General features: G+C 55.6%; 12 protein-coding genes and 1 pseudogene. 7 read left to right on the plus strand and 6 right to left on the minus strand.

What is annotated here, in order from left to right; translation table 11 throughout:
- Positions 1 to 6: 6 nt before the first annotated feature.
- The gene (locus PSH97_RS10665; RefSeq protein WP_305449130.1) at positions 7 to 1683 is read left to right on the plus strand and encodes an MFS transporter; all 1677 of its coding nucleotides are present in this window, start codon (positions 7 to 9) and stop codon (positions 1681 to 1683) included.
- Positions 1684 to 1747: 64 nt separating this feature from the next.
- Here the strand turns inward: PSH97_RS10665 and PSH97_RS10670 are convergent, their stop codons facing one another.
- The 3 genes from PSH97_RS10670 to PSH97_RS10680 form a co-directional block, all read right to left on the minus strand.
- Positions 1748 to 2275 carry a cytochrome b/b6 domain-containing protein gene (locus tag PSH97_RS10670; protein ID WP_305449131.1) on the minus strand — a complete coding sequence of 176 codons (528 nt, stop codon included), beginning with the start codon at positions 2273 to 2275 and terminating at the stop codon, positions 1748 to 1750.
- A 7-nt stretch (positions 2276 to 2282) separates the two neighbouring features.
- On the minus strand, positions 2283 to 2546 hold the full coding sequence (locus PSH97_RS10675; RefSeq protein WP_305449132.1) for a PepSY domain-containing protein: 264 nt from the start codon (positions 2544 to 2546) through the stop codon (positions 2283 to 2285).
- A 157-nt stretch (positions 2547 to 2703) separates the two neighbouring features.
- Positions 2704 to 4827 carry a TonB-dependent receptor gene (locus PSH97_RS10680; RefSeq protein ID WP_305449133.1) on the minus strand — a complete coding sequence of 708 codons (2124 nt, stop codon included), beginning with the start codon at positions 4825 to 4827 and terminating at the stop codon, positions 2704 to 2706.
- Between the two features lie 182 nt (positions 4828 to 5009).
- Here PSH97_RS10680 and PSH97_RS10685 point away from each other — a divergent pair, with 182 nt between their 5' ends.
- The 6 genes from PSH97_RS10685 to PSH97_RS10710 all read left to right on the plus strand — a co-directional run bounded on the left by PSH97_RS10685 (position 5010) and on the right by PSH97_RS10710 (position 10411).
- On the plus strand, positions 5010 to 5417 hold the full coding sequence (locus PSH97_RS10685) for a metalloregulator ArsR/SmtB family transcription factor (protein WP_305449134.1): 408 nt from the start codon (positions 5010 to 5012) through the stop codon (positions 5415 to 5417).
- Positions 5407 to 6123 carry an arsenical resistance protein ArsH gene (arsH, locus tag PSH97_RS10690; protein WP_305449135.1) on the plus strand — a complete coding sequence of 239 codons (717 nt, stop codon included), beginning with the start codon at positions 5407 to 5409 and terminating at the stop codon, positions 6121 to 6123. The genes PSH97_RS10685 and arsH overlap by 11 nt, the downstream gene beginning before the upstream one ends.
- Positions 6124 to 6133: 10 nt before the next feature.
- Positions 6134 to 7138, plus strand: coding sequence for an ArsJ-associated glyceraldehyde-3-phosphate dehydrogenase (locus PSH97_RS10695; protein WP_305449136.1), 1005 nt, complete (start codon positions 6134 to 6136; stop codon positions 7136 to 7138).
- A 9-nt stretch (positions 7139 to 7147) separates the two neighbouring features.
- Positions 7148 to 8368: an organoarsenical effux MFS transporter ArsJ gene (gene arsJ / locus PSH97_RS10700; RefSeq protein ID WP_305449137.1), complete on the plus strand. Its 1221-nt coding sequence runs from the start codon at positions 7148 to 7150 to the stop codon at positions 8366 to 8368.
- Between the two features lie 340 nt (positions 8369 to 8708).
- Complete coding sequence (locus tag PSH97_RS10705) at positions 8709 to 9308, plus strand: serine protease family protein (protein WP_305449777.1); 600 nt, start codon at positions 8709 to 8711, stop codon at positions 9306 to 9308.
- Positions 9309 to 9508: 200 nt separating this feature from the next.
- Positions 9509 to 10411 (plus strand): universal stress protein, encoded by a 903-nt coding sequence (locus tag PSH97_RS10710; RefSeq protein ID WP_305449138.1) that lies wholly within the window; start codon positions 9509 to 9511, stop codon positions 10409 to 10411.
- On the opposite strand, the gene PSH97_RS10715 is transcribed toward PSH97_RS10710, so the two are convergent.
- The 3 genes and pseudogenes from PSH97_RS10715 to PSH97_RS10725 form a co-directional block, all read right to left on the minus strand.
- Positions 10405 to 10821, minus strand: a complete 417-nt coding sequence (locus PSH97_RS10715; RefSeq protein ID WP_305449139.1) for a hypothetical protein — start codon at positions 10819 to 10821, stop codon at positions 10405 to 10407. The genes PSH97_RS10710 and PSH97_RS10715 overlap by 7 nt on opposite strands.
- A gap of 562 nt (positions 10822 to 11383) precedes the next feature.
- Positions 11384 to 11530: pseudogene (locus tag PSH97_RS10720) on the minus strand (IS30 family transposase); the annotation flags it as partial.
- A 46-nt stretch (positions 11531 to 11576) separates the two neighbouring features.
- Positions 11577 to 12863, minus strand: coding sequence for an O-antigen ligase family protein (locus tag PSH97_RS10725; protein WP_305449140.1), 1287 nt, complete (start codon positions 12861 to 12863; stop codon positions 11577 to 11579).
- Between the last annotated feature and the right edge of the window lie 148 nt (positions 12864 to 13011).

Below are 13011 nucleotides of genomic sequence, written 5' to 3' on the forward strand. Positions count from 1 at the left end.
ACACTCATGGCCGCAATCGACAACACATCCACGGGCAGCGCGCCCCACCACGGGATCACCAGGGAGGAGCGCAAGGTCATTTTCGCCTCGTCCCTGGGCACGGTGTTCGAGTGGTACGACTTCTACCTTTACGGCTCCCTCGCCGCGATCATAGCGAAGCATTTTTTCGCCGGCGTCAATGAGACAACGTCCTTCATCTTCGCGCTGCTCGCGTTCGCCGCGGGCTTCGCCGTACGCCCCTTCGGCGCGATCGTGTTCGGTCGACTGGGCGACATGATCGGGCGCAAGCACACGTTCCTCATCACCATTGTCATCATGGGTATCTCCACCGCCATAGTGGGCTTTCTGCCCGGCTATGCGACCATCGGCGTGGCGGCACCGATCATCCTGATCACCCTGCGCCTGTTGCAAGGCCTGGCCCTGGGCGGTGAGTACGGTGGCGCGGCGACCTATGTGGCCGAACATGCGCCGAAAGGCAAACGCGGCTACTTCACCTCGTGGATCCAGACCACCGCGACCCTCGGCCTGTTTCTTTCGCTGCTGGTGATCCTCGCCTGCCGCACCATTCTCGGCAATGAGGCCTTCGAGGCCTGGGGCTGGCGGATTCCGTTCCTGCTGTCGATCCTGCTACTGATCATCTCGGTGTACATCCGCTTGCAACTCAGCGAGTCACCGGTGTTCTTGAAGATGAAGGAAGAAGGCAAGTCCTCCAAGGCGCCGCTGACCGAGTCCTTCGCCCGCTGGGAAAACCTCAAGATAGTGATCATGGCCCTGCTCGGCGGCACTGCCGGCCAGGCGGTGGTCTGGTACACCGGACAGTTCTATGCGCTGTTTTTCCTGCTGCAGACGCTGAAGATCGACCCGCAGACTGCCAACTATCTGATTGCCGGCTCGCTGCTGATCGGTACGCCGTTTTTCATCATATTCGGCAGCCTGTCCGACCGCATCGGCCGCAAGGGCATCATCATGGCGGGCTGCATCCTTGCGGCGCTGACCTACTTCCCGATCTTCCATGCCTTGACCCAATACGGTAACCCCGACGTATTCGCCGCGCAGGAGAAGAACCCGGTCACGGTGATCGCTGCTTCGAGTAAGTGCTCGTTCCAGTTCGACCCGGTGGGCAAGGCCAAATTCACCAGTTCCTGCGACCTTGCCAAGACTGTGCTGGCGAAGAAGGCCATACCCTATGAGAACGTGAAGGCCGAACCGGGTGCCATCGCACAAGTCCGCATCGGCGAGAAAGTGATTCAGAGCTTCGAGGGCACCGGCATGCCGGCCGCTGACTTCAAGGCCCGCAACGATGCCTTCGTCGCTACCCTCGGCACCGCCCTCAAGGACGCCGGTTACCCCGAGAAGGCCGACCCGGCCAAGACCAATTACCCGATGGTGTTGCTGCTCCTGACCATCCTGGTGATCTACGTCACCATGGTCTACGGCCCGATCGCCGCCTGGCTGGTGGAACTCTTCCCGGCGCGCATCCGCTACACCTCGATGTCGCTGCCGTACCACATCGGCAATGGCTGGTTCGGCGGCTTTCTGCCCACGGTGGCGTTCGCCATGGTCGCGGCCACGGGGGATATCTACTACGGGCTGTGGTACCCCATCGTCATCGCCGTGATGACGGCCATTCTTGGCACGTTCTTCCTGCCGGAAACCAAGGATCGGGAAATTCATCACACATAGGGTTGGCACTCGCCCTTTCCCGCGAGGGGGAGGGCAATGTGCGGTATCAAGGAAGCTTTGAGAGCTAGCGCTTACGACGGTGGCCCGTGATCATCGACAGCGGCAGGTTTTCACGCAAGCGTACGCTCTCCACCAGCGCTGCGAGGAGATGCACGCAAACCAATGTGAGCAGTGCATCGGCCATAAACTCATGGACATCACGTAGCCAGTCCTCGCCCCAGAAATAGTCCACTTCTTCCATCAGAAAACCGCTGATACCCAGGCCGGTCATCAACAGCAGCATGAGGACCATCACCAATGCTCCGATAGGCGAGTGTCCCATTCGGTGATAGCCCTGGCCGGAAAACAGCGCCCGGCCATGCTGAGCGACACGCGTCGGGGTCGGCCAGAAGTCTGACCAACGCGCCGATGGCGGGCCGATGAACCCCCACACCACACGCACCAGTACGACAGCCACGGCGTAATAGCCGAGCCAGCGATGCCAGCCGTCGCCTTCCTCATTGAGGAAGTAGTCGCTGATGAAGACAACCGCCAGGGACCAATGACAAACGCGTACGAGAGGGTCCCAGAGGCGCAGGGTTTCAGCTTTCATCTTTGTCTTATTCGATCTCTTCTTTCACGACCTTGCCGGACACCGGATCAAAGTAGATCTCGACTTTACGCTTGTCTTTGTCCCAGCCGTAGATTTCGTAGCAATTGCCGGCAGTGACCTTGAACTTCTTGATGTTATAGCCCTTGGCCTTGAGATCTTCCTGAAACTTGGCCTGGTCTTGCCATTGGGCTTTGTCGGCCTTGGTGCATTCAGTACCGGCGAAAGCCAGGGGAGAAGCGGCCAGAAGGGTGAGCAACAGAAGTTTGCGCATGGGTTTTCCTCGAAATATTGTTGTTGTCTGACAACGCGAGAGATTCTCAATCAGTCATCGCGCGCTGAAGATTAAATGAGCTTTGAATCATTGTCACGATGTTGCGCACTGCAAACAAACGCCCCGGAATGCAGGGCGTTTGATTTCAGGTTTTCACTCAGAACCGGTAGTTGGTACTCAGCTCCAGAGTCCGTGGCGCACCAGGGGTGATCAGGTCCACCGAGCCATGGGCCGAGGCGTAATAGTCCTTGTCGAAGACGTTGCGCAAGCGTAGCGCCATGTCCCATTTCGGCAAGTTGTAGAGCAACGCCGCGTCCACGGTGGTGTAAGCGGGCATGACCACCTGGTTGTCCAGGGCGGTGTAACGGTCATCGACATAGTTCGCCCCCATGCCCACGCGCCAGGTGTTGGTCAGCGAGCGCACCAGCCACAGGTTGGCACTGTGGCGCGGGGTCAGGGTTGGTGTCTGGCCTTCGTTGGCGACGCCGTTGGTCCGGCTGTTGGACTTGGTGATCTCGGCGTCCAGATAGGCATAGCCGGCATAGACCTGCCACTTGTCACTCAACTGCCCGCTGGCGGTCAACTCAAGACCGTCGGTGCGCTGCTCGCCCGACAGAACCAGTTTGGTCGGGTTCGCCGGATCGGTCGTTTTCATGTTGGTGCGTTCCAGACGGAACAGCGCCGCCGTCAACGCCAGGCGATTGTCGAGCAGGTCCCACTTGCCACCGATCTCGAAGTTGGTGGTTTGCTCCGGCTCAAGGTCCTGGTTGGTAGTGCTCAGGGCGAAGACTTCGGAGGAGGGTTGATAAGAACGACTCACCGAAAGGTAGTAGGACTGAACCTGATCAGGCTGGTAGACCAGGCCTGCGCGTGGGCTCCAGGTGTTGTCGGTTCGGGACATGGTGGCGCGGGTCAGGTCATCCGAATATTCCTGGTCGAACACGTCATAGCGCACACCCAGCAGTGCTTTCCATTGAGGGGTCAGTTCAATCAGATCCTGGGCGTAGAAACCGGCCGTGTCCTGGGTATTGGTGCCCTTGGCGGTTTGTCGGTTGGCCTGGAACGGCACGTTGACCAGGCCATCGCGGTACACCGGGACCCGCGCTACGTTGGATTGGCTGAAGACGGATTGATCCTTGACCTGGCGTCCCAGTTCCACGCCATAGAGCAGGTTGTGGTTCATCCCCGCGAGCGTGGCCTGTTGCTTCAGTTCGGTCTGGTTGAACCAGCCGTCTTCCTTGCGCTGCACATTGCCGCGATTGAGCTTTACCAACAGCTCGCCGTTGGGCGCGGTGACGAAACGGGTCGGGCTGGAGTCGGCGAGTGTGTTGTTGCGATCCAGATCGTAGTGGTAGTAGCGGCTGGTGTTGCTCAGGGTGAAGTCGTCGTTGATGCGGTAGTCGACGCCAGCCGTGAACGAGAACACTTCGCTGCGGGTGTAATCGTCATCCGGATCGGCGGAACCGAAACGCTTGTCCCGATCGACATCGACCGGGCGATCGCCCCGCGCGGGAATGCCGAAGTCGATCAAGCGTTTGTCGTAGAGGTACGTCGCCCCCAGGTTCAGCTCAAGATCGTCGGAGAGTTTGAAGTAGGCCGAAGGGGCAATGGCCTTGCGATCGATATAGCCATCATCGCGGAAGGTGTCGCTGTTCTCCAGCGCACCGGTCACCCGGAATGCCTTGTCGTTTTGCTGCTGATCGGCCCAGCCGGCGTCGAACTGCGTGCGCTTTTTACCCTCGCTGTCGAAGCTGACACCTACTTCCTGCTTGGGGGTGAAGTTGGGTTTCTTGCTGATGCTGTTGATCAGGCCACCGGATGAGCCGCGGCCATAGAGCACCGCTGCCGGCCCCTTGATCACTTCCACGCGCTCGACGTTGGACAGATCGCGGAAGTACAACGCATCGTCACGAACGCCGTCGACGTACATGTCGCCGATGGCACTGAAGCCGCGAATGGTGACCTGGTCGCGCTGACCATCGCCATTGGAAAGGCCGATGCCGGGAACGTTTTTCAGCACGTCTTCCATCGATTGCGCGCCCTGATCCTTGATCACGCTCTGGGGGATCACGTTCACCGTTTGCGGGATATCGCGCAGCGGGGCATCGATCTTCAGTGCGCTGCGGCTGTCGGTCGGCTTGTAGCTCTGCTCGCTGTAATCACTGGTCACGGCGGTTGCAGGCAGCGCCAATGCCGATTGGGTTTCTGCTTGTAAATCAGGTACTGCAAAAAGCCCCAGCAATGAGAGAGAGGCGGGGTAAATGCGCGGTAAAGCCACCATGAGCTCCTTTTTTAATTATTGCGCTAATGATAACGATTATCTTTTGTAAGTAAATAAATATCATTCACATACAGGGTCGACACATTCGCCGTTGACCCATACATGCGGTAAAACGTATATTCGAAAAAACGCATATGCCGGTATTCATCCGACCGCGTGAACACCAAACGCTGAGAAACCCAATGGCTGACCAACTGACGCCGACCACTGTTTTCAAATGCCTGGCTGACGACAACCGGGCCCGCATGATGCTGCTCATCGCCCGTGAGGGAGAGCTGTGCGTCTGCGAGCTGACCTGTGCGTTGAATGAGAGCCAGCCCAAAGTCTCCAGGCACCTGGCGCAATTGCGCACATGCGGATTGCTCTCGGACCGTCGGCAGGGCCAATGGGTTTATTACCGACTGCACCCGGATCTGCCGGGCTGGGTGCATCAGGTGCTGACCGTGGTGCTCGAATCCAACGGGCACTGGTTGAGCCCGGATGCCAAACGCCTTGAAGAAATGGGTGACCGTCCCGAACGGGCAGCTGCCTGCTGTCCGGTTCGAGGACTCCAGAGCACTATTGCGCAGGACAATGACCATGCACGATGACCACATGCCCCAACTCGATACCGAACTGGTTGATCTCCCGTCGACCGACAAGCTCGGCATCGAACAAACCTCCAGCCACAAGCCGCGCATTTTGCTGTTGTACGGATCGACCCGTGAACGCTCCTTCAGTCGCTTGCTGGTCGAGGAGGCCGCCCGGTTGCTACAGCACTTCGGCGCCGAGACGCGGGTTTTCAATCCGTCTGGTTTGCCGCTGCCTGATGATGCTGGCGACGATCACCCGCGGGTGCAGGAACTGCGCGAATTGATGTTGTGGTCGGAAGGGCAGGTCTGGTGTTCACCAGAACGTCACGGTTCGATGAGCGCGGTCTTCAAGGCGCAGATCGACTGGGTGCCGCTCGCGATGGGCGCCGTACGCCCGACCCAGGGCAAGACCCTCGCCGTGATGCAAGTGTGCGGTGGCTCGCAGTCATTCAATGTAGTTAATCAGCTGCGGGTGCTGGGGCGCTGGATGCGCATGTTCACCATTCCCAACCAATCCTCCGTACCGAAGGCTTATATGGAATTCGACGATAACGGCCGGATGAAACCTTCGCCGTTCTACGACCGTGTCGTGGATGTGATGGAAGAGTTGGTGAAATTCACCTTGCTGCTGCGCGACCGTCAGGACTATCTGGTCAATCGTTATTCCGAGCGCAAGGAATCGGCGCAAGAACTCATGAAACGTGTCAATCAGCGCTCCATTTGAAGGGGGAAACATGACTATCAAAGTGGGCATCAATGGTTTTGGCCGCATCGGTCGTCTCGCTCTGCGCGCAGCCTGGCGCTGGCCAGAATTTGAGTTCGTGCAGATCAACGATCCGGCGGGCGACGCGGCAACCCATGCGCATCTGCTGAACTTCGACTCGGTGCATGGCCGTTGGAATGACCAGGCCGACTCCGAAGGTGACAGCATCGTCATCGACGGCAAACGAATCAAAGTGACCGCCAACAAGGCGATTGCCGACACCGATTGGTCGGGCTGCGATCTGGTGATTGAAGCCAGCGGCAAAATGAAGACCGTCGCGGTGCTTCAGGCTTACCTCGACCAAGGCGTGAAACGTGTGGTGGTCAGCGCTCCGGTGAAGGAGCAGGGCGCGCTGAACATCGTCATGGGCGTCAACCATCAGCTGTTCAACCCGACGGAACATCGCATCGTCACTGCTGCGTCGTGCACCACCAACTGTCTGGCGCCGGTGGTGAAGGTGATCCACGAGAAACTGGGCATTCGCCACGGTTCGATCACCACCATCCACGACCTGACCAACACTCAAAGCATCCTCGATCAGCCGCACAAGGATCTGCGCCGAGCGCGAGCTTCGGGCATGAGTTTGATCCCGACCAGCACCGGCTCGGCCACCGCCATTGCCGAAATCTTCCCGGAACTGCGCGGGCGTCTCAATGGCCACGCCGTGCGCGTACCGTTGGCCAACGCTTCGCTGACCGACTGTGTCTTTGAGGTGGAGCGCGTCACCACTGTCGAAGAAGTGAATCAGTTCCTCAAGCACGCGTCCGAGAACGAACTGAAAGACATCCTCGGTTTCGAGGAGCGTCCGCTGGTGTCCATCGACTACCGCACCGACCCGCGCTCATCGATCATCGATGCACTGTCGACCATGGTCATCAATGGCACCCAGGTCAAACTCTATGCCTGGTACGACAATGAATGGGGTTACGCGAATCGCACCGTCGAACTGGCCAGAATGGTCGGCCTGGCCGTTTAAGGAGCGGTGATGAAAGCGTTGTCAGCCCTCGCGCCTCAAGTGCGGCAGTACCTGCTCGTGACGGGCAATTACTGGGCCTTCACCCTCACCGACGGTGCTTTGCGCATGTTGGTGGTGCTGCACTTTCACGCGTTGGGCTACAGCCCGCTGCAAATCGCGGCGTTGTTTCTGTTCTACGAACTCTTTGGTGTGATCACTAACCTGGTGGGTGGCTACCTCGGCGCCCGATTGGGCCTGAACCGGACCATGAACATCGGGCTGGGAATGCAGGTTGCGGCGCTGTTGATGCTGACAGTGCCAGTGGCCTGGCTGACGATTCCTTGGGTGATGGGCGCGCAGGCGTTGTCGGGGATTGCCAAAGACCTGAACAAGATGAGCGCCAAAAGCTCGATCAAGCTTCTGGTGCCCGATGGACAGCAGGGCAAGCTTTACCAATGGATAGCCATCCTCACCGGTTCGAAGAACGCACTCAAGGGTGTCGGTTTCTTTCTCGGCGGGGCATTGCTCGCCCTGATCGGGTTCAAAGGGGCATTGCTGGCCATGGCGGGTGTGCTGGCGCTGATTTGGGTCAGCAGCTTGATCCTGTTGAAAAAGGATCTGGGCAAGGCGAAAGCCAAGCCCAGGTTTCGCGACATTCTGTCCAAGAGCCGGGCCATCAACATTCTGTCAGCGGCCCGAATGTTTCTGTTCGGCGCCCGCGATGTCTGGTTTGTCGTGGCGTTGCCGGTGTACTTGAGCAGCGTCTTTGGCTGGGACTTCTGGAAGGTCGGTGGATTCCTCGCCGCCTGGGTGATCGGCTACGGCATCGTGCAATCGTTCGCCCCGCGAATCACCGGCAAGAAACGAGGGCATGTTCCTGATGGTCGCGCTGCCTTTTTGTGGGCGCTTGCTTTGGCGGGCCTGCCCGCGGCAATCGCTCTGGGCCTGAACACGGGGTTGTCGCAACAAGTGGTGCTGTTAGGCGGCTTGATGGTCTTTGGTGCGCTGTTCGCGGTGAACTCCTCGCTGCACAGCTACCTGATCGTGTCCTATGCCAAGGAAGACGGCGTGTCGCTGGACGTGGGTTTTTACTACATGTCCAACGCCATGGGACGGCTGATCGGTACCGTGCTCTCGGGCTGGGTTTATCAGGATTTCGGGCTGGGTGTGTGTTTATGGATATCCAGCGCATTTGTTATTTTCGCGGCATTGATTTCTGTGGCGTTACCGAGGCATGCCGAAGCGAGTTAAATTGGCTGGCGGCGGCTGTTTCACTGGCTTTACTCGAAGTATGTAACTTTCATTTCTATTTTTCTTACTTGTGGTTTGCCATTTTTCAGGCGTCAAATATTTGCAATTTCTTATATGGATCGAAAAGCAATTAGCCTTAGCACAATTCATTCATACGCATTTATTAAAACCTCAGCCATAAATAAACGCACCAGACCAGGCTGCGAGGAAAACTGCAAGAACCTGACAACTAAAGATTCACCACAACAAAAAAACAAATCCTCCTTATAAGTCGGTGATAATCATGATTAAAATCATGGCCTACTTTTTAACAGGAGCTGTTCTTGCAGGATGCAACGGTATGGTAAAACCCGACTTGTCGGGGCCTGCCAATGATTCATACTTTTCTGTCTTCTCGGGCTTTCCCTTGCCCTATCTGTACATGGCCTCGGCCGTGCAATGGAACGAAGACTACGCCGTCACCACTCGCCACACCCCCCTCATCCGTAACGTGGAATACAGCTGCAGCACTGGCTGCGACCTTGTTTTCATCCAGCACAAGGCCGACGGTCGCTACCCGTCATGGCGCGCACCGCGTGTGGGTGAACACATCACTGCCGTGGGGGCGAGCCCCTACATGACGACCGTCACCGGGCAAGGCAAAGTGTACCCGGCGCCTTTCATCAATAGCGATGAAGGCAGCGGTGAACGCTATGCCATCCATGATGCCCCGATGATAAAGGGGATGTCGGGTGGTCCCGTCATCGGTAATGACGGCAGCATTGTCGGTATCAATGTCGGCTTTTTCTCCACCACCCTTAATGATGTGAGTTTTCACCCTGGGTTAAAGGGGGCTGAGCGAGTCAGCATCTTTATCCCTTACTCGATCATTCAGCGTGAGTGGGAGCTGATGCAGGTGAAGCTTAACGATCCGCATGGCGCGAAATATGCGAAGAAGTAACTTCGCGTCGTCAATCAATTAGCCGCCAGGATGTGGATCATCGTGTTGGGTACGATGATCCACATCCTGGCTGGTTAGTTGAATCCAGGCGTATATTGATTGTGTCGATCCAGGTCATTGAGGCGATAGCAGATCGCTGGCGGCGCGACAGACGAGAGGCTGGGGGCTAGCAGATATCCCAGAACGTTTGGAGGTGTGACATGAGCCAATATCAACGACTCTTTCTAATAGCCGGCCCCACCATGCGTCACACGCCGGCGCTGCAGCGGGCCGTCGCCCTTGCCGAAGCCACGGGCGCAGCGCTGCATATCACGGTGTTCATCGAAGATTTAAACATCCTGGGTTTGATCCACGCCAGTGCGCGGTTTCGTGAGGCTTGTCAGCAAGAGAACGAAAAATGGCTCAAGGATGAAGCCGATCTGATCCGTGGGCGCGGGATCAACCTGAGCACCGAGGTGCTTTTCACACGCGACGCACTGCAAGAGATCCTGCAACACGTGACAACAACGCAGGCGGATCTGGTCATCAAGGACGTGCAGCATGAGTCGGCGCTCAAACGCGTTTTCATCACGCCTCTGGATTGGCATCTGCTGCGTGAATGTCCGGTGCCTGTCCATCTGGTCAGCGAAGTCAGTTGCCCACTTCCGCGCGTGATCGTGGCGGCAGTCGATCCGTCGCATCCAGAGACTCAGATCACCGGAATCAACGACCTGATCATCCAGGCTGCGAACGAATTGGCAATGCAGTGCAATGCAGAAATGCATCTGCTGTATGCCTACGATTTATCGCAGACGCATATATCCGATGCGGGCGCGGGTGCAGTGACGATGCCCGGCTTCAACAGCGACGTGCGTAAGTCTTTGCACAAGTCATTCATCACATTGGCCGATCACTACGGCGTGCCCACCGAACGGCAACACTTCGTTGCAGGGCCGCCCGGTAAAGCGCTGGCTGACTTCGCTGCGCATCACCGGGCCGACGTTATCGTCATGGGCAATGCGCATCGCAAGGGGCTGGAGAAGTGGGTGGGCAGTACCACGGAGCATGTGCTGTATCGGGTGCCCTGCAACATTCTCGCAGTCGCCGGGCAAGCGGATCAATGAATGGATCCGTTGTTAAGTGAGCTGGAAAGGGGCCCTCGGCGGCCGGTTCGGGATTTTTTCAGGGCGCGTGCCGAGATATCCCGGTAGGTGTCACTATCGGTCGCCGCGAGCAGCTTTGCACCGTCCTTCAATGTGGCCATAAAGGTCACCTCGGTGTTTTTGCCGGCAAGCAGATAGCCGGCGATGGCTCCGACGGGACCGAGCAACATGGCACCCGCGAGCCCCAGGCCTATGGCGGACTTAATATTCTTGTTGGAATCAGTGTTCTGAATGGTCAGATCTTTAAACTCCGAGACCGGGAAGCTGGTTCCAAGCCGGGGTTTGAGGGACGTTTTGAGGGTGATGGTTCCAAGGTGATATTCCCCGTCGCCCTGCGGGAAGTCACCGGCGAGCACTATGATCTTTGCCATGTGGAATGTTCTCTTGGGCGATCATTTTTGGGTAGGACATTGCGCGCGCCCAAAGTCAAAACGTCAACGATCCGACGATGAGTGGCATCTATAGATTCGCGATACACAAGTAGCGGTCCTACAAACAATTTCGTTTTCGGATTGCGTCTGGTCATCAGCCTTTTCGAAGGCAATGGCCGGGGCTGGAGCGTGAGCAAGGCGCTCACGCCCAGCCTGACCCAGAGGCCGATGCCCAGCGCGGCAGCGAAATTGGCGATACTGCCGAAATCATGCCCTTCCGTTCCGCTGGGCGCAGTGCTCGGGTTTTGGCTATGCAGGTTAGAGCGTAGGTCATTTGCAGAGATCGGATCTGGCGCTACGACATGAACGTTTTATAACGTTTGGGTCAAGGGGGGAGAGTGCGCCTTAATCCTCCGCTGGTCCGACAGGTTTAATCGCGATCAGGACTCGGCATCATTAACAGACCTATCAGCCGAGAGGGGGCGGTTGCAGGAGCTGAGTGCAACACGGTTATTGAATTGAACCAAGAGCCTAATGTCGCAAGCTCATCAGCGGAGTGACATGCTTTTACGAGCGGCAAGGGCATGCCATTGAGCGCCGCGCTGAACCCTTCGACTGCAGATGTCGCCGTAGCGTCATTCATTCTCATCAGCATCAAATAGCTGCTGGAGCGCTCAACGAGTGTCCCGGCCGCCGAAGCGTTGTTCTTCGATCATTAAAAAGATGAAAGAAAATTATTTTCTTTGCTTCATATACTAGTCCTTTAAAGACGAGGAATTACTCAGTGTAGCAAAACGTTCAGTAAGTGCTATACAGACCCAAAAAATTGCAATGGAGTGTGCCGGAATAGACTGGCTGGAAAAGACCATTGCCATCAAGAATGCTACAAGTGCCGCACCAATTTTTAATTGATAAACATCAATCGTCCTGTTTACTGCGGTCTTACGAACAGCTACAAAGCCACGTCGAATTACCGAAATCATAAAAAAGAAGAAAAGCAGCAATCCAAAAACACCGGTATCATGAAGTAACGCTAAAGGTAAATTTGATATCCATGCGCTACGATGGCTATCCGAACCTACTAATTCTGGAGCAAATGAATATATTTCGCTAAAGCTATAGATTCCATTCCCTAAGAACGGATTCTTAAGTATCGACTCTGCAGCAAGCCCCCACATGATAAACCTTGTTCTCACAGAGTGCGTTCTGCCTATTATTTCATTGTCGCCAAATTCGGCCATTACGAAATAGGATGCTGCGACTATAAGGCCAATCAGCAATAATGCCGCAAGCGTGTACCAAACGAAACTTCTGGCCTTGTAATGACTTCGCTTAATTAGCGCATAATAAATCCCAACAGACAATATATAGGAAATCCATGGAGCTCGAGAAAAGGAAAATAGCAAAGAGGTATGCAGTCCCAAGACCAGAATCCACCACCAAACCTTCTTGGTTTTCCCAAGCGCAACCACCGCCAGCGTTATGAGGGAAACAAATACACCAAACAGATTAGCCTCAGTTATACCTCCTCTAATTCGTGTTCCACCACTCCCTTCTTGAAGCCAATGTAATGCAATGTCGGGGAGTTGTAAATGAAGCACTGATGCCACGTAAATTATAGAAAGAAATGGTCCACAAAACCATGCCAAGGATAAAAACGTTCTAGACTTGAATATAGTGAATGGGTTAGCCCTAAGTCCAATAGTCATATAATAAAAGCTAATAGCAAAAAGAAGTCCCAGGAACATCTTTAGAGACCAGGCAGGAACGGGGCCAGTTGCAGATGAAAAAAACGTTAACGCGATCCATACAAGAAGAATTAATCCGGTTTTAGGAAGTCTAAAAGGAATTTTTGAACCAATTAACAACACGCAAATGATTAGGAAAAGTGGAACGGACAGTATCCGTTCCAGGGTCAAGGTGTTGCCACCAAAGGACCACTCTACATTATTAAAAGTTACGGTAAAGCCTATTATCAGCGCTAGCACATACCGAACCGATAGTCTTGAGGTTGGGGTGCCATAGGTGTGTAACGATGTCATAATGCTCCTGCTTTTTCACTTTCTGAATTAGTTGCAAAGGTATGATGAAGATAGCCCCAAGAGGAGGTTCGCATGGACTTTATTCGCTTGAACAAGTTCATAACTCTCGTCTTTCTGATAAGGTTTTCATCAAAAGCAAGACACGAAA

It is taken from the genome of Pseudomonas cucumis, assembly GCF_030687935.1.
Taxonomy (GTDB): domain Bacteria; phylum Pseudomonadota; class Gammaproteobacteria; order Pseudomonadales; family Pseudomonadaceae; genus Aquipseudomonas; species Aquipseudomonas cucumis.